General features: G+C 63.8%; 18 protein-coding genes. 3 read left to right on the top strand and 15 right to left on the bottom strand.

From position 1 onward, the window contains the following. Positions 1-11 precede the first annotated feature (11 nt). The 15 genes from nifK to NKH91_RS24555 form a co-directional block, all read right to left on the bottom strand. Positions 12-1,553, bottom strand: a complete 1,542-nt coding sequence (gene nifK / locus NKH91_RS24485; RefSeq protein ID WP_352811442.1) for a nitrogenase molybdenum-iron protein subunit beta — start codon at positions 1,551-1,553, stop codon at positions 12-14. A 130-nt stretch (positions 1,554-1,683) separates the two neighbouring features. Further along, the gene (gene nifD / locus NKH91_RS24490; RefSeq protein ID WP_352811440.1) at positions 1,684-3,186 is read right to left on the bottom strand and encodes a nitrogenase molybdenum-iron protein alpha chain; all 1,503 of its coding nucleotides are present in this window, start codon (positions 3,184-3,186) and stop codon (positions 1,684-1,686) included. A 98-nt stretch (positions 3,187-3,284) separates the two neighbouring features. After that, a complete protein-coding gene (gene nifH, locus NKH91_RS24495; RefSeq protein ID WP_023801970.1) occupies positions 3,285-4,178 on the bottom strand; it encodes a nitrogenase iron protein in 894 nt (297 codons plus the stop codon). Between the two features lie 480 nt (positions 4,179-4,658). After that, positions 4,659-5,915, bottom strand: coding sequence for a type II toxin-antitoxin system HipA family toxin (locus tag NKH91_RS24500; RefSeq protein ID WP_352811438.1), 1,257 nt, complete (start codon positions 5,913-5,915; stop codon positions 4,659-4,661). Continuing rightward, positions 5,890-6,216 carry a helix-turn-helix domain-containing protein gene (locus NKH91_RS24505; RefSeq protein WP_502897203.1) on the bottom strand — a complete coding sequence of 109 codons (327 nt, stop codon included), beginning with the start codon at positions 6,214-6,216 and terminating at the stop codon, positions 5,890-5,892. Before NKH91_RS24505 ends, NKH91_RS24500 begins: the two co-directional genes overlap by 26 nt. Before the next feature lie 286 nt (positions 6,217-6,502). Then, positions 6,503-7,552 carry a type 2 isopentenyl-diphosphate Delta-isomerase gene (fni, locus tag NKH91_RS24510; RefSeq protein WP_352811436.1) on the bottom strand — a complete coding sequence of 350 codons (1,050 nt, stop codon included), beginning with the start codon at positions 7,550-7,552 and terminating at the stop codon, positions 6,503-6,505. Positions 7,553-7,637: 85 nt separating this feature from the next. Then, positions 7,638-8,540 (bottom strand): terpene synthase family protein, encoded by a 903-nt coding sequence (locus NKH91_RS24515; RefSeq protein WP_352811434.1) that lies wholly within the window; start codon positions 8,538-8,540, stop codon positions 7,638-7,640. After that, positions 8,537-10,087 carry a hypothetical protein gene (locus NKH91_RS24520; protein WP_352884503.1) on the bottom strand — a complete coding sequence of 517 codons (1,551 nt, stop codon included), beginning with the start codon at positions 10,085-10,087 and terminating at the stop codon, positions 8,537-8,539. Before NKH91_RS24520 ends, NKH91_RS24515 begins: the two co-directional genes overlap by 4 nt. Positions 10,088-10,234: 147 nt before the next feature. Beyond that, positions 10,235-11,227 (bottom strand): polyprenyl synthetase family protein, encoded by a 993-nt coding sequence (locus NKH91_RS24525; protein WP_352811430.1) that lies wholly within the window; start codon positions 11,225-11,227, stop codon positions 10,235-10,237. Between the two features lie 137 nt (positions 11,228-11,364). Continuing rightward, positions 11,365-12,708, bottom strand: a complete 1,344-nt coding sequence (locus NKH91_RS24530) for a cytochrome P450 (RefSeq protein WP_352811428.1) — start codon at positions 12,706-12,708, stop codon at positions 11,365-11,367. Beyond that, complete coding sequence (locus tag NKH91_RS24535; protein ID WP_352811426.1) at positions 12,708-13,553, bottom strand: SDR family oxidoreductase; 846 nt, start codon at positions 13,551-13,553, stop codon at positions 12,708-12,710. The genes NKH91_RS24530 and NKH91_RS24535 overlap by 1 nt, the downstream gene beginning before the upstream one ends. Then, on the bottom strand, positions 13,540-13,848 hold the full coding sequence (locus NKH91_RS24540) for a ferredoxin (protein WP_352811425.1): 309 nt from the start codon (positions 13,846-13,848) through the stop codon (positions 13,540-13,542). The genes NKH91_RS24535 and NKH91_RS24540 overlap by 14 nt, the downstream gene beginning before the upstream one ends. Position 13,849: 1 nt before the next feature. Then, entirely contained in the window at positions 13,850-15,139 is a 1,290-nt protein-coding gene (locus NKH91_RS24545) for a cytochrome P450 (protein WP_352884528.1), read from the bottom strand. Between the two features lie 94 nt (positions 15,140-15,233). Further along, positions 15,234-16,436 (bottom strand): cytochrome P450, encoded by a 1,203-nt coding sequence (locus NKH91_RS24550; RefSeq protein WP_352811423.1) that lies wholly within the window; start codon positions 16,434-16,436, stop codon positions 15,234-15,236. Positions 16,437-16,581: 145 nt separating this feature from the next. Beyond that, positions 16,582-16,824, bottom strand: a complete 243-nt coding sequence (locus tag NKH91_RS24555) for a P-loop NTPase family protein (RefSeq protein WP_352818396.1) — start codon at positions 16,822-16,824, stop codon at positions 16,582-16,584. 1,289 nt (positions 16,825-18,113) lie between these two features. Between NKH91_RS24555 and NKH91_RS24560 the strand changes: the two genes are divergently transcribed. From NKH91_RS24560 to NKH91_RS24570, 3 genes are all read left to right on the top strand, one after another. After that, positions 18,114-18,647, top strand: a complete 534-nt coding sequence (locus tag NKH91_RS24560; RefSeq protein ID WP_352483748.1) for a peroxiredoxin — start codon at positions 18,114-18,116, stop codon at positions 18,645-18,647. Between the two features lie 71 nt (positions 18,648-18,718). Beyond that, entirely contained in the window at positions 18,719-20,128 is a 1,410-nt protein-coding gene (gene rpoN / locus NKH91_RS24565; RefSeq protein WP_352811419.1) for an RNA polymerase factor sigma-54, read from the top strand. A 23-nt stretch (positions 20,129-20,151) separates the two neighbouring features. Then, complete coding sequence (locus NKH91_RS24570) at positions 20,152-21,402, top strand: MFS transporter (protein WP_352811416.1); 1,251 nt, start codon at positions 20,152-20,154, stop codon at positions 21,400-21,402. Positions 21,403-21,621: the final 219 nt, after the last annotated feature.

Here is a 21,621-nt window from a genome sequence, read left to right on the forward strand (position 1 = left end):
GGCCGCCACCCTTAGCGGGTGAGGTCATACGAATAGTCCGTCACGCCCGTCTCGCTTGTCTCGCGATCGAGCTTGTCGAAGATCTTGTCGAGGATCGTCGTCAGGACGCGCAACCCGCCTTGGTAGCCCATGAGCGCAAAGCGATGGTGATGGTGCCGGTCGAAGATCGGAAACGTCAGCCGGATCAGCGGCGTGCCGGTGTCGCGCTCCAGATACTTGCCATAGGAGTTGCCGATCAGCAGGTCCACCGGCTCGGTGAAGAGCAGCGAGCGCATGGCCCAGAGGTCCTTGCCCGCCCAGACTTGAGCGTCCTTGCCGAAGGGCGATGATGCAAGCAGTTCCTTCAACTCCGCTTCCCATGCCGAGGTGCCGTTGGTGGCGAGGCAATGGGTCGGCTCGCCGCCCGTCTCCATGATGAAGCGGGCCATGGCGTAGACAAAGTCCGGATCGCCGTAGACGGCATATTTCTTACCGTGCAGCCAGGATTGGCTGTCCGCCATGGCGTCAACAAGTCGGCCGCGCTCCAGGCGGATTGCCTCGGGGATTTGCTTGCCGGAAATCGCGGAGACCTCCATCAGGAAGTCGTCGGTCGCCTGGACTCCGAGCGGGTAATGAAACGAGGCAGTCGCCTGCCCTACCCCCTCGCAATACTCCAGTGTTTTTCGGGTGTTGTAATGCTGTAGCGAAAGTGTCGCCTCGGCGTTGAGTGCCTTCCTCACGTCTTCGATCTTCGTGCCGCCGTCATACATGCGATATTCGCCGTCCGACGGCGTGTCGAACTGGTCAGAGGCGTCTTGGATAAAGGTATAGGACACGCCTATCAGATCGAGCAGGCGCTTGAGTTCCCGGTTGTTGCCGACACAGAAGCCGTCGAAGCCCGGAATGATGTTGATGGTTCCCTCGGCTTCCGTTCGCTCCTCGCCTTTCCAGAAATGCTCCAAAATGCCCTTGACCGCGACGTCATAGCCGTCGACATGGCTGCCGACGAAGGCCGGCGTGTGGGCGAAGGGCACGTCGAAGTCGCGCGGGACCGAGCCTTCGTCCTTGGCGTTTTCGATAAAGCTGTGCAGGTCGTCGCCAATGACCTCCGCCATACAAGTGGTCGAGACGGCGATCATCTTCGGGTCGTAGAGTTGGTACGTGTTGGCGAGCCCGTCGACCATGTTCTTCAGGCCACCGAACACTGCCGCGTCCTCGGTCATCGAGGAGGAAACTGCCGAAGCAGGCTCCTTGAAATGGCGCGACAGGTGCGAGCGGTAATAGGCCACGCAGCCCTGGCTGCCGTGGACGAAGGACATGGTTCGCTCGAAGCCTGCGGCCGCGAACACCGCGCCGAGCGGCTGGCAGGCCTTGGCGGGGTTCACGACAAGCGCTTCGCGAGCGAGGTTCTTTTCGCGGTATTCCCACGTCTTGGTGAATTCGCGTTGGTCGGTAACGATCTGGTCCGGGTGCGGACATTCGAAATTCAGCCTCTTCTCGGCGAGCATCTGCCTATATTCCGGCTCGCGGAACAGGGGCGCATGGTCGAGAACTTTTTCAGCCGACTGCGGCATGGATGGTTACCTCTTCTCCATCTGGCCGCGCCATACGGCGGCACAGGGACGTCGAAACGTTTCACGTCTCCCGCGGACAAGGGGCCGCAGGCGTTCATCGGCCTTCCCGGCTTCCGGGAGGCCAGGTTTTTCATTCCGCAGCGATCGCCGCCGACGGCTCGGCTTTTTTCTTCCAGGGAGCGTCGTAGAGGCCCCAGACCGGGTTGTTGATGGCCAGATCCATGTCGCGGGCGAAGATGGCGAAGCCGTCGTAGCCGTGATACGGGCCGGAATAATCCCAGGAATGCATTTGACGGAACGGTATGCCCATCTTCTGGACCGGGTACTTTTCTTTGATGCCGGACCCAACGAGATCAGGACGGATCCCCTCGATGAACTTCTCCAGCTCGTAACCAGTCACGTCGTCATAGATCAACGTGCCCTTCTTCACGTAATGGCCGGTACGCTGATAGTCGTCGTTATGGCCAAATTCATAGCCAGTGCCGACGATCACCATGCCCAGATCCTCATATGCCGTGACGACGTGACGGGGGCGCAGCCCGCCGACATAGAGCATCACCGTCCTGCCTTCGAGGCGCGGCCGGTATTTAGCGATGACGGCATCGACCAACGGCCGGTATTTGGCGATGACCGCCTCGGCCTTGGCCTCGATTTCCGGCCCGAAATGCTTGGCTATCTTGCGCAGAGAGGCTTCGGTCTGGGAGGGGCCGAAGAAATTATACTCCATCCAGTCGATGCCATACTTTTCCTCCATGTGCCGGCAGATGTAGTTCATCGACCTGTAGCAATGGATGAGATTGAGCTTGGCCTTCGGCGCGCGCTCTATTTCGGCCAGCGTAGCGTCGCCGGACCAGTTGCCGACCACGCGCAGGCCCATCTCCTCGAGCAGGATGCGCGAAGCCCAGGCGTCGCCGCCGATGTTGTAGTCGCCGATCACATTGACATCGTACGGGCTGGCCTCGAACTCGACGTCTTTCTTCTCGAACACCCAGTCGCGGATCGCATCGTTGGCGATGTGGTGGCCGAGCGATTGCGAGACGCCGCGGAAGCCCTCGCAGCGCACCGGCACGATCGTCTTTTCGTGCTCCTTGGCCTTGTTGCGGGACACAGCTTCGGTGTCGTCGCCAATCAGGCCAATCGGACATTCGGATTGCACGCTCATGCCCTTGTTCAGCGGAAACAGTTCCTCGATCTCGTCGATGATCCGTTCCAGCTTCTTGTCGCCGCCGAAAACAATGTCCTTCTCCTGGAAATCGGAGGTGAACTGCATCGTGACGAACGTGTCGATGCCCGTCGTGCCGACGTAGTAGTTGCGGCGTTGCGACCAGGAATATTGCCCGCAGCCGACCGGGCCGTGCGAGATATGGACCATATCCTTGACTGGACCCCACACCACGCCTTTCGAGCCGGCATAGGCGCAGCCGCGAATCGTCATCACTCCGGGGATTGACTTGATGTTCGATTTGACCTCGCATTCGGAAAGGACCTCGCTTTCCTCGCAAGCCTCGTCGCCGCTCTTTGCGACGCTCAGGTGCTTTTTGCGGCGCTTCGCCGCCTTGTCAGGATATTGCGACAGCACCTCCTCGATAAGCTTCGCATGGAGGGCGCCGTCATTCTCGTATTCCAGGCTCATGGGACCCCTTTCAAGGTTCAGGGTGACGCCTCACCAACGAGGCGCCGTTCTTTGAAAGGCGCGCCAGGTCAAGGCCGCGCCTCGTTCGGCAGCGGTCGTTACTGTGCGGCCGCCTTGGCCGCTTCCTTGACCTGAAGCTCGGCAAGCATCTGCTCGTCAGTCTTCATGATGCCGAAGTCGAGCAGCATGTCCTCGAGCTCCTCCATGGTGATAGGGGTGGGGATGGTGCCCTGGCCCGAATTGGCATGGATCTTCTCGGCCAACGCCCGGTATTCCCCGGCCTGCTTGGAGTCCGGCGCATATTGAATGACAGACATCTTCCTGAGTTCGGCGTGCTGGACGATGTTGTCGCGCGGCACGAAGTGGATAAGCTTGGAATTGAGCCTGGAAGCCAGCGCTTCGGCGAGGTCGAGCTCGCGATCGGTTTGGCGCTCGTTGCAGATCAGGCCGCCGAGCCGCACGCCGCCCGAATGGGCGTATTTCAGGATGCCCTTGGCGATGTTGTTGGCGGCATAGAGCGCCATCATCTCGCCGGACATGACGATATAGATTTCCTGGGCCTTGTTCTCGCGGATCGGCATCGCGAAACCGCCACACACCACATCCCCGAGCACGTCGTAGGAGACATAGTCGACATCGTCGTAGGCGCCGTTCTCCTCGAGGAAGTTGATCGAGGTGATTACGCCGCGGCCGGCGCAGCCGACACCCGGCTCGGGGCCGCCCGACTCCACGCATTTAATGCCTTTGTAGCCGACCTTGAGCACGTCCGCGAGTTCCAGGTCTTCCACCGAACCTTCCTCGGCCGCGAGGTGCAGGACCGTATCCTGCGCCTTCGCGTTCAGGATCAGGCGGGTGGAGTCGGCTTTGGGGTCGCAGCCGACGATGAGGATTCTCTGCCCGAGATCGACGAGGGCGGCGAGCGTATTTTGAGAGGTGGTGGACTTGCCGATGCCGCCCTTGCCGTAAAAGGCGATCTGACGCAAACCTGACATGTAGCTTTCCTTCCTTCGTTCCATTCATCGCGGCTGCCGCGACATGAATGCCGTCGGGCAGCTGTCGCCGCCTCGCACCCAAGGATCTCAAGACTCGTGCCAATTTGGCTGATCGAACCGAAGAATGTTTTCATGGTTGCTTTTCAGGGATTTAGCTTGAGGCCAAAGAAAGGATCGGCGGAACAAGCCGTGTAGCGGACCCGACAATGGCGACACAAAGCGTCGGATCGCGATCCTCAGTCACCGCATTCGTTCGAACCGCATCGTTGTGGTGAGGTGGGCGAACAGCATCTCGACCCTAGCGTTAATTGCGGGGATGCTGCGAACTCTTCTGTTCCGGCGAGCTGACGTGCTTGGTCTCGCGTGTCCTCATCGAACCTGCGCTGAATCTGCGCGCCGCTGGCATACCATCGATCCACGGCATCCATCCGGAGCCACGGGCGACAATTCCGCCATTTCACCAACCCAAGGCGACGCGGCTCACTTATCGGCGCAGGAGTTCAGTATCGGCGTCATCGCCTTGACATGTTCGTCAATCCGCTCAAGCACTTTCGCCGCGACAACGTCGCGCTCAGGCAGATGCCACCAGTGCTCATTGACGAGTTCGACGGTCTCGACCACTGCCTTCAGGACTGCCGGCTCCGGAAGCCTTGCGCGGTTCGCAAATGCCTTCCATCGCGGTGCTGCTAGCGCCTTGAACGAGCGCTCCCCTCCAAGCGAAAGCGCCATGGCGTCGGCGGGAATATATGGCACGGTCGACAAAACGTCGTAGATTGGTGCAAGCACCGGCTTGTCGCCGTTACCGGGATAAATCAAAGACCAGTTCTTCAGGTGCATGTCCCCATTGCCGGTGATGACCGTCAGCACCAGGCGGCGGACGAATTCGAGAGCCGCCGTAGGCGAGACTGCCACGCCAAGGGCCAAGGCTATGTCGTGATAAGCGGCCCCCTCATATTTGCGCGAGGGATAGACACCGAAGACCTGAGCGAAATCCTCGATGTGTATCCTCTCGCCATCGGCGCCGCGATCGAAGCGTTTGACGAGAAGGACCTTGCCCTCCGACAGCGTGTTGAATTCTTCGGGAACGCCCTCAAAATCGGACTTCTCGACCAGTTCGCATTCAGGAACCTCCATGCCGATTGCTGCAGCCAGCGCCAGGTTGGCGAATTCGTTCTCCGAAACGCCCGGAAACGCCGTCGAAGGGAACTTGGCGATGTACCGGCCCTGCTCGTCGTCCGTCGGCAAGGTAAGGCCCCCGCCTTTTCCAGTGTTCTTCATGACCGACAGCTTCATCTGCACGCCGGCAAGTGAGAACCGTGCCTTGGGCTTATCCTTTGAAGCATCCTGCGAACCCGCTATCGCGCCGTCACTGGGCAACGCCCGTACGGCTCCCGGCAGATCGGCGCCCAGCGCCGCTAAGAGATCGAAATCATTGCCTGGCCGCACATTGCCTTCATGGTGCTTTTCCATCGCCTCGCGCAACTTCTCTTCCGGCAGAAGGTTCGCGAAAAAAGCGGGCAAGGCGCCCGCCAGAGGCTTCGGATCTTTCCGCAATCCTCCCGTCGCTGCCCGGAACGACAGGCTGACAACCGGAAAGCCGCCCGTCGCGCGGTAGGCCTCATCGAAGTTGAATGCATTGAAATCGCCCGGCGTCCTAACGATTGTGCCGATCTTCAGTGCGTTCAAGAGCACGTCCAGGGACTGGATCGTCTTAGGTGCGCGAAAGACTGGAGCCATGATCGTCATCGTCAGGTTGAGGAACAAAGGCGGGGCGATCGTCATCCTGCGGACGCAATAGAGCCTGGACAGCCGGCACCATGACTTGCGGAACCAGCATCATTTCCAGACCGAGCGCGCGAGCGATATTCATGAGCGTCGTCGCACGCGCGGCCGCGGCTCCCTTTTCAATGTCGCGATAGCGGGGACGGGATATACCCGCCAAGTCAGCGACCTGCTCCTGCGTCATGGCAGCGGCCAGCCTCGCCTGCCTGAAAAGCCCACCGATTTCGCGCAGAATTTCCGATTCAGACTCCACCATGATACTTATACGATCCATTCCAATGCCCGATGATACGGAAAGGTATCTCATCCAACGAGCAAGTCAAATCTTTAATGATCTGTTCGCGTATACATGAAGATAATGATATGCAAAGAGATCATTCCTTCATTCGAGGATCTCCCGGGCTTTAGCGCCGCACAGCGAACGGCGTTCCTCCGAGAACAGCTGCCATGGCCACCGCCACTTCAGCGAATGGCTAGTTTAACCTCAGCGCCGATGCGCCCGACGGTGGCCCTATGAATGCGAAAGAGACGCGACCCCGGCATCAACCGGCGGGCAGATGCGCCGAAGGCACCAAGCGCGCCTGACGCAACGCCGCCAGATCAGCCGAGCCGGTGCAGAAGCAGGCGACGGCCAACTGGCGGATGACGATCTCGAAATGCGCGACAACCGCCTCGGTGGATACCCTAGCCGCGCGCAGCACGCCGGCCGCCTGCCCGGCGATGTCCGCGCCCAGGCGGATGGCCTTGGCCACGTCGACGCCGTCGCGGATCCCGCCCGACGCGATCAGCTTCACCGTTGGCAGCGCCCGACGTACCGCCTGCACGCTGGCCGGGGTCGGAATCCCCCAATCGGCGAACGCCATCGCCACTGCACGGTCGGCGGCATCGCGGGCGCGCTCGCCCTCCACCGCGGCCCAACTGGTGCCGCCAGCGCCGGCGACATCGATCACCGCCACGCCAGCCTCGACGAGCGCACAGGCCACCGAGGCGGACAGGCCCGATCCCACTTCCTTGACCACGATCGGCACGCCCACGCTGCGCGCGGCGCGAGCGATCTGCGCCAGGACGCCGCGCCAGTCGCGGTCGCCCTCCGGCTGTACCGCTTCCTGCAGCGGATTGAGATGGACGATGAGTCCATCCGCCTCCAGCGCATCCACCGCCCGGCGCGCCAGGTCCAGGCCGTCGGCCTCGCGCAGTTGCGCGGCGCCGATATTGGCCAGCAAGGGAATGTCTGGGGCCAGGCGGCGCAGCGCGCGCGTCAGCCCCTGGGAGCTGCGGGATTGCAGGCTCACGCGCTGCGAACCGACGCACATGGCGATCCCCAAGGCTTGCGCTGCCTCGCCCAGATGCCGGTTGATGGCCTCGGCGCGTGGCATGCCGCCGGTCATGGAGCTGATCAGCAGCGGCGCGCGCATGGTCTTGCCCAGCAGCGAGGCGCGCAGGTCGATCTGCTTCAGGTCCAACTCGGGCAATGCGCAGTGTTCGAAACGGATGTACTCCCAGCCGGCGGCGGCCTTGGCCGGCGCCGTTCGCCGATCCAGCACGATGTCCAGGTGGTCGTCCTTGCGCCGGCTCAGGTTGGTGTCGCTCATGCTCGCTCCATCCGTCGCATGGGGCGACGGCGTTGCGTCGGATCGGACCGACGGCAGCGCGCGCACGCCACCGCCTCCCGCGCGTTCAGGCCGGCGCACGCTGGCCTCCCCCCGCAGCGTCGCTGCGGTAGCGGCTGGTTGAGGTCTGGTAGTACTGCGCGCCGATGGCCGCCATGGCCTCGATCAACGGTCCCCACGGCGCGGGAAAGCGTTCTTCCGCCATCACCCGGTGCAGCATGCGCGTATGGCCGGCCAGCTCGTCGTTGAGGAACTCCACCACAGGCATAGCCGGATAGCGCTGCAGTAGCAGGATCACAGCGTTGTCGGCCTCGCCGGCCGACCTGTCCTTTTCGCGTCCATGCAGATCGTTCTGCAGGCGCCCTATCGCGGAGATGAGCCGCAGGACCTGGCGAAACGCCGGACGCGCGCGCAAGCTCGCCATGTCCAGCCCCCACAGCAACGACAGGCAACAGAACACGTTCGTGTAGGCGATCGAATCGATGCCGTTGTGCAGGTACTCGGCGTAGGACCAGCGTTCCGCCCCTGCCGCCTGCGCGTGTCCGGCGCGCAGCGCCGCGCAGTAGCACCGGGTATCGTCGAGAAGCTGAGCATAGTCGCGACGATCGTAGGCGAGCGCGGCCAGCGAAGCGCGCAGCACAGCGCAGCCCTCGAATCCGGGGAGCGCGCACGGCACGCCCTGCCCCAGCGCCTGCTCCACCGCGGCGAGCTGCTCCGGCGCGATCAGGCCAAGGTCGTTGCAATCGTCGAGCCAGAACAGCAGCGACAGTTCGCGATAGAACGCCACGATCAGCGTTTCGTCCTGCGGATCGCGGGCGGTGCGGGCGCTGGCGTCGCGCAGGCTCGGGTGGATGCGCTGCAGGATGTACTGGCCGCCCCTGACCGCTTCCACGGCATGCTCGTCGGCGAACCCGGTCAGGGAACGCCCCCACTCCAGCACCTGCTGCAGCGCGCGTTCGGTCTGGATCATGGCGCCGCTCCTGCTCCCTCGGCTAGGCCGCGCCGCCCCCAACGAAGCGCCAGCCACAACCCGGCGAGTTCGGCCACGCGCACCACCCGGGTGGGGCAATACAGTTCCTTGCCGATCCACAGCGGCGTCTGCGGCAGTGCATGCGCCGCGTGGCGGGCGAGCATCCACTCCAGCGCACGCGCCACCGCCTGCGCGATGCGCCGGCGCCCGGTCGGCTCTTCGCTCCCGTCCATCACGTGCAACGCGAACAGCGCATAGGCGGTTTCCTCGAATGTGGACGCGCGACCGGCGCCCCAGCCGCCGTCGTCGCGCTGCGCCTGCAGCAGCGCCGCCATCGCGCGCTCGTCGCGCCACTGGGGCCTGCCTTGCGCCAGCGCAGGGACCGCATGCGCGGTGGGATACAGCCACGAAACGTGCCATTTTTCGTTGTCCCATAGACCGTGCGGGTTGCGATTGGCCTCGACGTAGGCGCTCGTGCCGGCGGCGGGCTTTCCGAACATTCGCAACGCATGCAGGGCGTGGATGTTGGTTGACACCGAGGCATTGCGCTCGCCGGGGAAGGTGACGAACAGCCCGCCGATTTCGAAATGGCGCAACGCATCGACCGCCGGGTCGCGGCCTGCAAGGCGCAGGACGCACAACGCAACGGCGGTGTCGTCCGCATCGGCCGCGAAGTGCAAGGCCGGGCCCAGACCCCGCACGCCCAGGCGGGTGTCGAGCAGCGCGACGATCACTTGCACCGCCTCGGCGAGCGCGGGATGCGCGAACAGCCCGGCCAGATTCAGGGTGTACAGCGACCAGCATGGCTCGAACACATTGATCGGCCAGACGTTGGGAACGACACCTTCGATGCCGCTGCGCGTCGCCCGCGATGCCGCCTGCAGATACGCGTCGGCGCGCCCGACCTGCGGCGTGCTCCCCTGTGTCACGGCGTGCGCACGCCACGCGGCGGTGGCCGCCGGACTGATGCCGATGCTGCCGTCGTCATCCGGGCATGCGGTGGTCGGCGACGTCCCCCAGGCTTCCCAGGAGTGCAGCAACGGATGGCCCCTCGGCAACGTCGCAACCGCCCCCAGCTTGACCAGGCACGCTTGCCGCAACGGCAACAGCGCCGGGTGGCGCGGAAACGCCACGTCGCCCAGCAAGGATGCGGCCTCGCCGCATAACTGCGGCAGGATCAGCTCCGCGCCGATCGGCGCGTCTTCCGGCACCGCATGCGCGTAGGGATCGGGCTGGCGCTCGAGGAACCGGGTTGCAGCCTGGACTGCGTGGGCAGCGCCGGGAAGAAGATCGGCACGCTGCAATGCCAGCAACGCCGCCCACGTGGACGCATGGCGGAACAGCGGGAAGTCCGCGCTTCCCCATCCGCCATCGGCCTGTTGCTGCGCGATGAGCCACTCGTATGCGTCCTGCCGACCGGTGACGTTGCCGTGGAACTGCAGAGCTCGCGCCGTGTCGTAGACGGACGGACCGACGCTGCCGCCGTCGCTCATCTCGCTCAGCAGGTGGCGCAATTCGGAAAGGATCTGTTCGGACAGCGCGTTCACGCGGGATGTTCCTTCTGCAGAGGGCTAACGACAACCAGGATCGGGCAGACGCCGCGCACGTCGCCGCCGGTTCGGACACAGTGCAGCATGCACCGCCCGCCGGCCGATCGCAGCAGCACAGGGGCGAGTCCATGCGGACGGACGCGCTCATGCGTATGGCGCGGACAGATACACGTTGGCCCGCTGCAGCATCTGCGCCAACCGTTCCGCACGCGGCCCCAGCGGGACGATGGCCTCCCCGGCGTCGCGCAACAAATCCAGCGCGAACTGGCGCGCTGCCTGCAGCCCCATAATCGACGCGCAGGTCGGCTTCTGCGCCGCCGCGTCCTTGCCGGGGGTCTTGCCCAGCGTCGCAGTATCCGCTGTCGCGTCGAGAATGTCGTCGACCACCTGCAACGCCAGGCCGAAACAGGCGGTGTAGCGATCGAGCGCACAGTACAGCGCAGCGTGCGCGGCATCGTCCGCGATGGAGTATAGCGCGCCCATGCGAACGGACGCGCGCACTAGCGCTCCGCTCTTCTTCCGGTGCATCGCCACGATCCTGTCCAGCTCGGCGTGCTTTCCGACCAGCGACAGATCCATGGCCTGCCCGCCTGCGGCACCCTCGGCGGACACCGCCTGCGCCAGTTCGCGCACGAGCGCGATTCGGTTGTCGCCCGGCGCATCCAGGTTCGCCAGGGTCAGGAAGGCGTGCGCCTGCAGCGCATCGCCGACCAGGATCGCAGTGGCTTCGCCGAACTTTACGTGCACGGTCGGAAGGCCGCGGCGAAGCACGTCGTCGTCCATCGCGGGCAGGTCGTCGTGGACCAGGGTACAGGCGTGCATCATCTCGATGGCGGCGCCGACGTCGTCGAGCATGTGCGCCGGCGTGTCGGCCAGTGCGCCGGCCGCCAGACAGAGCAAGGCGCGGGTGCGCTTCCCGCCATGCAAGGTGGCGTAGCGCATCGCCGCCATCAGCTCGGTCTCACCGTCGTCTTCGGCGCAGAGAAGACGCGCCAGCGCCTGTTCGACCCGCTTTGCGCCGTCCTGCATCCAGATCTCCGGCAGCAGCCTGCCGGATGCGGCGCGCGCCTGCGCGCCCAATCCGCCGAGCGCGGGAACGCCAGTTCGGTCGTCGTGTAGCGTGGAACCGGTCTGCATGTTGTTTATGTCCTTGTACCTGACACGGCCACGGCGACGCGGTGTTGCCGGCGTCGCACCGAGCGCGCGCGCCGAGTGCAGCAATGCCGCGCGTCGCCGGCGCCGCTGCCTCGCCACACGGGGCATACGATGCCAGCTCATGAGAATCCGATGCGGATATTCATGGAGGGTTGTGCTGTCGGGTAATAGCGCCGGCCTTTTTCGGCGTCGCTCAGCAACCGCGGCCGCACCCCGGCCTTGTGCATGGTCAGCGCCAAGGCGATGCTGAACTGCACCAGTTCCAGCCATACCAGGTGGTAGCCGATGCAGACGTGTGGGCCGCTGCCGAACTGCAGCATGTCCACCGGCCCGATCGGCCCGGTGCGTTGCAGCCACCGCGCCAGGCGGAACTGATCAGGCGCCTCGTGCAGCAGCGCCGAGGTCGAGAAATGCAGCAGCGGGATGCATAGACTTGTGCCCGCGGGAATGCGCCGCTGGCCGAGTTGCAATTCCTGCGTCGCGCGACGCGGTACGAGCGAGGACGCCGGATGCATGCGCAGCGTCTCGCGGAACAGCGCCTCGGCGACCGGATACTGCGCCAGGTCCGCGTGCCGGGTCGGCACCGCGCCCACGCGTTGCGCCTCCTCGACCAGGGCGTCCCACAGCTCAGGCTGCCGCGCCAGCTCTATCACCATCCAGGCCATCGTCGAGGCGGTGGTCTCGTGACCGGCAAGCAGCAGCAAGCGGATATTGGCGACCAGGACGTCATCGGATAGCGCATCGTCGCTGCGATCGAAGGCGCTCACCATGTCGTTGATCAACCCGGTGCGCGCGGCATGCGCGCGCGCGTCGCGGATGAACTGGCGCGACTGCGCGTCGATCCAGTCGCGGGCGGCGCGGCCGCGCCGCAAGGGCGTTCCGGGCAGGTCGACCGGGGGCGCGATGATCAACTTCAGCAGTTGCCGGTACTTGCGATGCCACTCCGGCAGGTCTTGGGCGGGGATGCCCATGAGACTGAAGGTGAGCTTGAGCATCAGGTCGCCGGTTTCGGGCAGGATAGTTACTTCACCGCGATGGCGCCACGCCTGCACCCGCGCCCGGATGACGGGCTCGAACAGCTCGCCAATGCCGGCCTCGGTCAGCCCCCTGGGCAGGAACGCCGCCTTGATCCCATCGCGCGCCTGCCGGTGCGCGCTACCGTTCAAAGTGACCAACGTTCCGCCAAGGATTTCGGGCGCGATCTCTTCGATCAGCGCCGAGGACACGTGCTTGTGCCGGAGCAATGCGATCACATCCGGATCCAGGCAGGTCATCAGGTGTCCGGCAGGACCGAAGTCCAGCCAGAAGTGGCTGCCCAGCGTCCGTTCCGCGCGCCGCAGCAGGCGCGGCAGGTCGCGGACGATGGCGGGAAGATGCCCGACCAGGGGGAAAGCGCCGGGCATGACCGGGATGTCGTATCGCAGCCGGTGCCGACGGTTGAGCGGGTTGAGCAGCATGTCCATCACCTCCCTGGCGCAGCGTCCGCTTCGGCGGTGTCGCCGGCTGGCCGCGCGGCGCGGCTGTTGCCACCATCGGCATATGTCGGCACATGCGTCAGCATGCCGCCGTCGATGCACACGACCTGGCCGGTGATGAACGCAGCATCGTCGGAGAGCAGGAACGCCACCAGCGCGGCCACGTCCTCGGGACGGCCGACGCGCGGCAGGAGCTGGTGCCGGCGCAGATGCCGTTGCATGCACTCGTCCAGCTTGGCGAGGAGACGCTCGGTCATGATAAGACCCGGCGCAACCGCGTTGCAGCGGATCTGCGAGTGCCCGTACTGGGTGGCGAGCGAGGCCGACAGCATGTTCATCGCCGCCTTCGAGGCGGCGTAGGACGTCTGCGCGGTGTCACCGCTGAGCCCCTGGCACGACGACATGTTGACGATCGCGCCACCGCCACGGGCGATCATCCGTGGGATGGCCTGCCGGCAGCAGAGCAGCGTGCCACGCAGATTGGTCGCCATCGTCTCATCCCAAACCGCTAGGTCCAGGTCGAGGATCGCGCGGTCGCGCGGGGTCAGATGCATGGCGCTCGCGTTGTTCACCAGCAGGTCGACCCCACCAAAGTGCTGCTCCGCCGTCTCGAAAAGCGCGGCCACCGCCTGCGCGTCGGCGATGTCCATGGCCAAGGCCAGCGCGTGGCCCGCTTCGGCCGCGATCTGCGCGGTGCAGGCGATGGCCGCCGAGCCATCGATGTCGGCCACCACCACTCGGGCCCCCTCCCGCGCAATGGCGAGGGCGCATGCCTTGCCGATGCCCGCGCCAGCGCCGGTCACCACGGCAACCTTGCCCTCAAACCGTCCCATCGTGTGCTCCCTGATTATGTTGGTCTTTCGCGGCATGCCGCTCGGCCTCCGCCGGAGAAGGCGCAGGGTCGGCGCTGGCGCGCTCGTCATCGCCAGGGTGGCTTTCGATGACCCGAATGGCGGCGACCGGGCACTGGCTGGCCGCAAGCCGCACGGCGGCGTGCAGCGCCTGCGGGACCGTCGCCACGCACACTTCGGCCACGCCGTCCGGTTCGCGCTGGCGAAAGGTGCCCGGCAGCGTCAGCGCGCACTGCCCGGTGGTTCCGCACAGATCCTGGTCGACCACGACGCGCATCTCAGCCCCGCTGCCCGTGCAGCCGCACCGGCAGGGCGCGGAACGTCCTAAGGAACGCGGAGGGCTCCCGGGTCGGCTGCTCGGCCAATGCCAGCGTGGGGAAGCGCGCCTGGATCCGCGGCAGGCTCTCGGCCAACTGCACCCGGGCCAGTTGCGCACCGAGGCAGAAGTGGATGCCGTGGCCGAAGCTCAGCATGATCTTCCCGTCGGTCGACATGCCAGGACTGGTGCCGTAGAACCGCGCGGGATCGAAGCGGTCGGGATCGGCGAAGGCGTCCGGGTCGCGATTGCCGGCCGCGATCAGCACGCGCACGTCCGCGTTCTTCGGGATCACCACGCCGCCCAGTTCGATGTCGCGCTGGGCGATACGCGGAATGGAGCTGAACATGGCGGGCGCGTCGCAGCGCAGCACTTCTTCGACGAATGCCTTCACCCCCACGGCATCTCCCTGCAGCCAGTGCCGCTGTTCGGGAAACGCCAGCATCGCCAGGACCGCATGGTCGATGGCCGCAGCAGTGGTGGCGAAGCCGCCCAGCAGCATGCCCCACAGCATGCTGATCAACTCCGCATCCGACAGCATGTCGGCATCGTCGTCGTGTGCGCCGACCAGCATTGACACGATGTCGTGACGGGAATCGGTGCGCTTGCGCTGTATGAGGTCGCTGAAATAGGCCTGCACCCTGGCGCTGGCCGCGTCCGCCGCGGCGAGCTGGGGATCGCTGGCGTGCGGGCTCAGGCCTTCCAGAATGGCGCTGATGCCGGCGACGAGCCCGAACATATCGTCCTGGGGCATGCCGAACAGTTCGCCGAAAACCAGCATGGGCAAGGCCAGCGCGAATTCTTGATGCAGGTCCACCGCCTCCCCGCGCTCCAGCGCGGGCGCCATGCCGTCCAGGCGCGCTGCGACGATGCGAGCGATGGTCGGCCTCAGGTTGTCGATCTGGCCCATGGTGAAATCGCGCGAGATCAGCCGGCGCAGACGCGTATGCGTTGGAGGTTCCTTCATCGCTAAAGTGGACGCCAGCAAACTGAGCGACAGGCTGGTCGCCGCACGCGGGAAATAGCGCGCCAGTTCGCCTGGCGCCGGTCCCCGAAACGCATCGCCCGTGGCCTTGAGCGCCCAGTAGATGTCGGCGTGGCGGCTCAACAGAAAGAGGCCCGACGCCGCGCGATGCACCGGATCGTGCTCGCGCAACCACCGCATGAACGGATACGGATCGTGGATGCACGCTGGCAACGCCAGTTCGGCGAAGGCGTCCCGGCATGCTGCCGTGGTTTCTTGCACGTCCATCTTGGTTACCTGTTGGCTGGCTGATCTGATCGGCGCGCGCCAGGCGCGCCGGCAAATTGCGGAGAACATCGTGATTCCCGGCGGCGTCCGCGCATCACCAGAGCACCGGGAACTCCTCGAACCCGCCAGTGATGATCTCCTTGCGCAACTTCAGTTCTTCGGGCGCCACGGCCAGGCGCAGCGCGGGAAAGCGCTGGAAGATCGAACCGAACACCACCTTGAGTTCCAGCCTGGCCAGCGCCAAGCCGATGCAGTAGTGCGGCCCGTAAGAGAACGCGAGGTGCGGGTTTTCGTCGCGTCCGATGTCGAAGATTTCCGGGTCGTCGAAATGGCGCGGATCGAACGACGTCGCCGGCAGGCCGACCAGCACCTTGCTCTCCGCGGGAACATTCATGCCCGCGATGGTCACGTCGGTCCTCGGATAGCGCATGATGCCGTCCCAGCCCGCGCCCGGCGGGTACATGCGCAGGATTTCCTCCACCGCCTTGTCCACCAGGGATGGATCGCCGACCAGGCGTTCGCGCTGTTGCGGATGGCGGAACATGGCCAGCAGGCCAAATTTGATCTGCGCGACGGTGCTCTCGTGCCCCGCCACCAGCATGCCCGCCGCCAGGCCGATCGCCTCTTCCTCGGTCGCCTTGCCCTGGTCGACCGCCGCGAGCAGATCCGTCAGCACGTTGTCGCCCGGATCCTGGCGCTTGTCCCGCATCTTGCCGCGAATGTAGGCGCGCAGTTCTTCCCAGGCAAAGCGCGACGCGCTTCGCGGGCCGCTTTCATGCTGGTGCGTCATCACCTCGTCGGAGAGTCCGGCGAAAAAGGCGTGATCCTCGTAGAGCACGCCCATCAGCGCGCTGATGACCATGGCCGGAAGCGGAAAGGAGAGGTGGCGCCGCAGGTCGGCGGGCTGGGGTTGGGCCGCCAGCGTCTCGAACAACTGCGCGGCGATCGCCTCGACCTGCTGCGCGAGCAGCTTCACCCTGCCGTTGCTGAGGGCCGGCGCCACGATCGTGCGTAACCGCGCATGCTCGCCCCCCTCGTGCGAGACCAACCACCCCGGCGAACCGAGAATCACCGAATCCGGGGTGAATGCCGCCGGCGGCATTCCCGCGGGCCGGAAGGCCGCGTCGGACAGCACCGCCTTGGCTTCGTCGTAGCCTGTCACCCACCAGCCTTCGTGCCCGGACGGGAAGCGCACGCGGTGGATCGGACCCTTGGCGCATAGTGCCAACATCTCGGGCGAGGGCTCGATGTGATCGACGCGCCACATCGGCAGCGTCGGCAAGGGTTGTTCGCACATGGTGGCACTTGACTCTCTAAGCGATGGAAGGGCGGAAGGTGACCGGCAGGCGCTGCGGGCATCGAATGACGTAAGACGGCATGTAGACGACGTCCTCCGCGGCGTAGCCTGACTCGATTTTCAAGATCGGCCAACGTGTAACTGCCTAGGCATACCCCGCGGCGAGATGCAGAACGTTATCCTGCGCCTTCGAGTTCAGGATAAAGCGAGTGTGGCAGGCCTTTGAGCAGCAGCCGGCCATCAAGATTTCCTGGGCAAGGGTTCGACCAAGGCGGCGAGCCTTTTTTGGTAGGGGCGGTTTCGCCGAGGCCCCCTTCCCATAGAATGCTATTTGATGCGGATTTGACATTTTGCTTTTCTTTCTTCGTTCCATCGATCGCGGTGTCATCCACGAAATGAAGGTCGGTCGGCGGCTCCCGGCCAGCAACGAAGAGGCTTCAAAACTCGTGCCAATTTAGCCGACCCAGCAGAAGAAAAGAATTATGTTTGCTTTTCAGCGACGTAGCCTGAGGCCGGACAAGAGCTCGGCGAAATGGCCGGTGTCGCGGACCAACAACGGCGACAGAACAATGTCGGATAGCACGCGCCTGGGCGACCTTTCGGTCGGGCTTGCGACATTCTGGTCCAGTTTCGAACATAAGAGGGTTGCAAATAGACACGCTTGGGGAATGCGATCCTCTCGGAACAGAGCTTGCCCAAGGCCGCACGCTCATGGTTGCGGCGACAGGCGCGTGTTCGCGATAACCGTGCCTGCGCACGCAAGAACACGCTAGCGGGCAAACGCTACGCAATCGCTGCACTGCCCGCCGGTGTGAGTAGTGCATCGGCTCGGCTTCCGGTTCGTCTTTGCCCAGCCGGTGCGGAAGCGCCGAATGTCCGCACCATAGAGCACCGTCGTCAAGTGTGGTGACGAGGCAGTTATAGCGCGCGCCCGATCTCGGCGAAGACACGGCCTCCGAGAGAAAAGGGGGCGGTTCCAAAGGCATCTCTATTTGAAATGGCATGCCGCTTGCTACTCGTGGTTAGAGCCCATCAAAGCACGAAGAAAGCGACTACCGAACCATGGCTGACACGCGAAGCTCTACACGGTGGCACGAGGCGACTGTGCCTGTTCCCGCTGAACATCGGGACATCATCTCCTCCGGAGGTCCCTCCTCGGCAGCCGCTTTGCGCACGGCTGGTCCGATGCCGGCACGCCAACACATGGCGCTCGCGCAATTGCCGTTTACCGGTTCTGATCAGCATGTGAGTGCCCAAGAGCCCCATCAAAGAGCCACCGAAGCCAAGGTCGGCGGGTCACTGGCAAACTTCGACAATACGCCGAACCAGCTCAGTGACGCGGGTCTCTTGCGTGAAGTCACATTTGAGGCCTCCATACGCTTCCGACATTGGCTACTTCCGGCCGCTATCAAGACACGAACGCGAGTGATCGATGCCGCTTCCAGCGCCATAGCCGTGGAAAGATCGCACGCGGCTCGACGGCCTCCAGCTCGCTCAGATCGATGGCGTTCGAGTGACCAAGACCAACAGCCAAGACGTTCCCATGCATCCGGATGGAAAAAGGAGGGTGCGAGCCGCGAGGGCCTCATTTCATGCCCGGCAGACGAGCCTTTGCTCGGTATTGCGCCAGCGTCTGCCGGACTCCAGCGCGCCAGTTTTTTCTTGAGGAGCAAGTTGATGACCGTTCAAAAGAAGGTTCCCTTCGTCACCTTTCTCACGCGTGTTCGCGATGAGTCAGTCCAGGGCCCAAATCCATATCGCTGGGAAGAAAAGACATCTGACGACTACTTTGCCGGCAAGCGCGTCATCCTGTTCTCGCTGCCTGGCGCCTTCACTCCGACCTGCTCGACCTACCAACTGCCCAATTTCGAAGACCTCTATGATGAGTTTGAGAAGGAGGGAATTGCCGCGATTTACTGCGTCTCCGTCAACGATGCCTTCGTCATGAATGCGTGGGGGAAGTCCTTGGGCTTGCAGAAGGTCGAGCTCATCCCCGATGGCTCAGGCGAGTTCACACGCAAGATGGGCATGCTGGTCGCCAAGGACAATCTCGGCTTCGGGATGCGCTCCTGGCGCTACGCCGCCCTGATAAACAATGGCGTGGTGGAGCAGTGGTTCGAGGAGGAAGGTTTCTCCGACAACTGCGAGGCCGACCCCTATGGCGTCTCATCGCCGCAAAACGTTCTCGAAACGCTGAAGGCCGCCGCATGACCTAGAAAACGTCTCCTCCCTGGTGCCATTACCCACCCCAAGAAGCTCCTCGACAGGATGTCGCGCTCACCATGCAATCCTCAGCAAGCCTACTTCAGCGCCAGAAGCAATCCATGGTCACATCGCCTCAACTCATTGAGTCGATTCGCTTGCTGCAACTGGCGCATACTGAACTGCATCTGTTCGTGGAGCAGGAAATCGAGAAGAACCCGCTCTTGGAATCTGCGTCAAACGATGACGGGTCTTTTGGCGACGTTTCGATTTCGGGAGCGGATCAGCCTATCGGCCCGCGTGCAAACGCCGTTGACGGACCGACCGGGGCCGGGTCACTCCGCAAGAAGACCAACAACCCGTCGGGTGATGGCCCTTCCCTCGACGAGTTTGCCACCCTCGCCGAAACATTGCACGACCATGTCGCTGGTCAGATCGGCCTCACCGCGTTCACACCAAAGGAGCGGCTGATCGCTGACCAGCTTGCCGCCGATCTGGATGACACTGGCTATCTTCAGACCAACCTTTTGGATCTTGCCGAGAGCCTGAGTGTCCAGGAGGCTGACGTTGAACGGGTTCTCGGAACCTTGCAGCACTTTGATCCACCGGGAATTTTTGCGCGAACTCTCGAAGAATGCCTCGAGCTCCAGTTGCGCCAGCGAGACCGGTTCGACCCGGCAATGGCAGCTTTGGTTGCCAATCTTAAAATGCTTGGGCGACGCGATTTCCAGGCACTGAAGCAGCATTGCGGTGTCGATGAAGACGACCTTCTCGACATGATGCATGAGATTCGGGCGCTCGACCCCAAGCCTGGAAACCGATTCCAATCCGGTGCGTCTGAATCAATTATACCCGACGTCTGGGTCACGCGCTCGCCGGAAGGCGGGTGGCAGATCGAACTTGATCCGGCCACACTGCCCAAGCTGCTGATCAACCAAACCTACTATGCCGAAGTCTCGCGTCAAACTGTCCAAAATTCGAAAGATCAAGCATTTCTCGACGAATGCTTGCAAAACGCGAACTGGCTAATCCGCAGCCTCGATCAGCGCGCCAAGACGATTGTTAAGGTTGCGGCTGAAATCGTGCGCCAGCAGGATGCCTTTTTGGAACATGGCGTCGCCCACCTGCGGCCTCTCAATCTCAGAATCGTCGCTGACGCGATCGGCGTGCACGAGTCGACGGTAAGCCGGGTGACCTCGAACAAGTACATGCTTACCCCGCGCGGAGTCTTTGAACTGAAGTATTTTTTCACCGTCGCGATCGCGTCCTGCCAAGGCGGCGATGCGCACTCCGCCGAAGCTGTCCGCCATCGGATCAAAGCGATGATTGCCGCAGAATCTCTCGGCGACGTGCTTTCCGACGATGACATCGCTGTCCGGCTGAAGGAAACCGGCATCGATGTTGCGCGCCGCACCGTCACAAAATATCGCGAAGCAATGAACATCCCCTCCTCCGTGCAACGCCGCCGCGAAATGCGCTTGTGTCTTTAATGTGGGTCAACGCAGCCAACCTCATGTTGCAGTGCATCCAAAGTGGAGACTTCGTTCATGACCCGATCCGCGGCAGGCGTCATGACGCTGTTCTGCACGACCCAGAAAAGCCCGACCCACCGTCTGATCCCGCATGGGGTGCGGTCATTTCGCTTTCCCTGGGCACCTTCGGGCTGGTGACGGCAGAGTTTCTGCCTGTCAGCCTCCTCACGCCCCTCGCGCATGATCTCGGTGTCACCGAGGGTGCGGCTGGACAGGCGATGACGGCGACCGCTATCGTCGGGGCGATCTCGGCGCCGACGGTTGCCATCATCACAAAGCGCCTGGACCGCAGGATCGTCATGTGGGCGATGACGCTGCTGCTGATCCTGTCGGACGTTGTGGCGGCCGGCGCGTGGTCGCTGGCGGTACTCCTGACGGCACGCGTCGTGCTCGGCATAGCGCTCGGAGGCTTCTGGTCCATGTCGGCAGCACTGGCGATGCGGCTCGTTCCAAGCCACCTCCTGCCGCGCGCCATATCGATCATCCTCACCGGCGTTTCCGTCGCTTCCGTTTGCGCAGCTCCAATCGGCGCTTATGTCGGCGATATCTGGGGATGGCGAAGCGCCTTCATGATCGCCGCAGTCGTCGGCGCCGCTACACTGCTGGTGCAACTCATAACCATTCCGAGGCTGCCTCCGGTTGGAGTGGCTAGCTTCCGCAGCCTGCTGGATGTGGCCAAGATTCCGACGATCAAGGTCGCGCTTTTGGTCGTCCTGCTGGTCGCTTCCGGCCACTTCGCCGGCTTCACCTATATCCGCGCCTTCCTCGAGAAGGTTCCCGCGCTGGATGTCGAGACGATCTCGCTTGTGTTGCTTGCTTTTGGCATCGGCGGATTCTTCGGCAATTTGGCCGGCGGGCTGCTGGCCGAGTACAGTCTCAAGGCAGTCGCGGCCCTTGCACCGCTGCTCATAGCGATAGCCGCTGTTTCGCTGCTGACGGCGGGAGCATCGGCCTCGGCCTCGGCGGTTGCGGTTGCCGCGTGGGGCTTTGCCTTCGGCGCAGTGCCGATGGGATTGCAGACGTGGATGGTATGGCGCGCCGCTCCCGAGCAGGCCGAAAGCGCCGGTGTGCTGATGGTCGTAGCGTTCCAAGTGGCAATCGCAGCCGGCGCGATTTTCGGCGGACTATTGGTGGACAATGCCGGGATTACCAGTGCCATTGCCTACAGTGCTGTTGCCACGTTCCTCGCCGCCCTGACAGTGTTCCTGCTGGGCCCGAAGCGCGAGACCTAGATCCCCTGACAGAAGAGGCCTCAGCAGCGCAGCGGGACGAGAGATGCAATCGCATGCACGGCGCGGCGCGATCCTCCGCAGGATTACTTTGGCGGTTGCAGGCTTCGTTTTCGCTGAGCGTATAGGGCCGACTGGATCGCCGCCGCGGCAGCCTGTTCCGTGTCGGCCTCCGATCTCGCATGGACCAGCGCCAGCGCCTCGCCGGCTTCACCTCCGGGC

Origin of the sequence: Mesorhizobium sp. M0894, from assembly GCF_040319725.1 — a bacterium.
Taxonomy (GTDB): Bacteria; Pseudomonadota; Alphaproteobacteria; order Rhizobiales; family Rhizobiaceae; genus Mesorhizobium.

Excerpts from the sequence above, each read along its gene's own strand:
- nifK (WP_352811442.1), bottom strand. The coding sequence starts at position 1,553 with ATGCCGCAGTCGGCTGAAAAAGTTCTCGACCATGCGCCCCTGTTCCGC.
- nifD (WP_352811440.1), bottom strand. The coding sequence starts at position 3,186 with ATGAGCCTGGAATACGAGAATGACGGCGCCCTCCATGCGAAGCTTATC.
- nifH (WP_023801970.1), bottom strand. The coding sequence starts at position 4,178 with ATGTCAGGTTTGCGTCAGATCGCCTTTTACGGCAAGGGCGGCATCGGC.
- NKH91_RS24500 (WP_352811438.1), bottom strand. The coding sequence starts at position 5,915 with ATGGCTCCAGTCTTTCGCGCACCTAAGACGATCCAGTCCCTGGACGTG.
- NKH91_RS24505 (WP_502897203.1), bottom strand. The coding sequence starts at position 6,216 with ATGGTGGAGTCTGAATCGGAAATTCTGCGCGAAATCGGTGGGCTTTTC.
- fni (WP_352811436.1), bottom strand. The coding sequence starts at position 7,552 with ATGAGCGACACCAACCTGAGCCGGCGCAAGGACGACCACCTGGACATC.
- NKH91_RS24515 (WP_352811434.1), bottom strand. The coding sequence starts at position 8,540 with ATGATCCAGACCGAACGCGCGCTGCAGCAGGTGCTGGAGTGGGGGCGT.
- NKH91_RS24525 (WP_352811430.1), bottom strand. The coding sequence starts at position 11,227 with ATGCAGACCGGTTCCACGCTACACGACGACCGAACTGGCGTTCCCGCG.
- NKH91_RS24530 (WP_352811428.1), bottom strand. The coding sequence starts at position 12,708 with ATGGACATGCTGCTCAACCCGCTCAACCGTCGGCACCGGCTGCGATAC.
- NKH91_RS24535 (WP_352811426.1), bottom strand. The coding sequence starts at position 13,553 with ATGGGACGGTTTGAGGGCAAGGTTGCCGTGGTGACCGGCGCTGGCGCG.
- NKH91_RS24540 (WP_352811425.1), bottom strand. The coding sequence starts at position 13,848 with ATGCGCGTCGTGGTCGACCAGGATCTGTGCGGAACCACCGGGCAGTGC.
- NKH91_RS24545 (WP_352884528.1), bottom strand. The coding sequence starts at position 15,139 with ATGGACGTGCAAGAAACCACGGCAGCATGCCGGGACGCCTTCGCCGAA.
- NKH91_RS24550 (WP_352811423.1), bottom strand. The coding sequence starts at position 16,436 with ATGTGCGAACAACCCTTGCCGACGCTGCCGATGTGGCGCGTCGATCAC.
- NKH91_RS24555 (WP_352818396.1), bottom strand. The coding sequence starts at position 16,824 with ATGACACCGCGATCGATGGAACGAAGAAAGAAAAGCAAAATGTCAAAT.
- NKH91_RS24560 (WP_352483748.1), top strand. The coding sequence starts at position 18,114 with ATGACCGTTCAAAAGAAGGTTCCCTTCGTCACCTTTCTCACGCGTGTT.
- rpoN (WP_352811419.1), top strand. The coding sequence starts at position 18,719 with ATGCAATCCTCAGCAAGCCTACTTCAGCGCCAGAAGCAATCCATGGTC.
- NKH91_RS24570 (WP_352811416.1), top strand. The coding sequence starts at position 20,152 with ATGTTGCAGTGCATCCAAAGTGGAGACTTCGTTCATGACCCGATCCGC.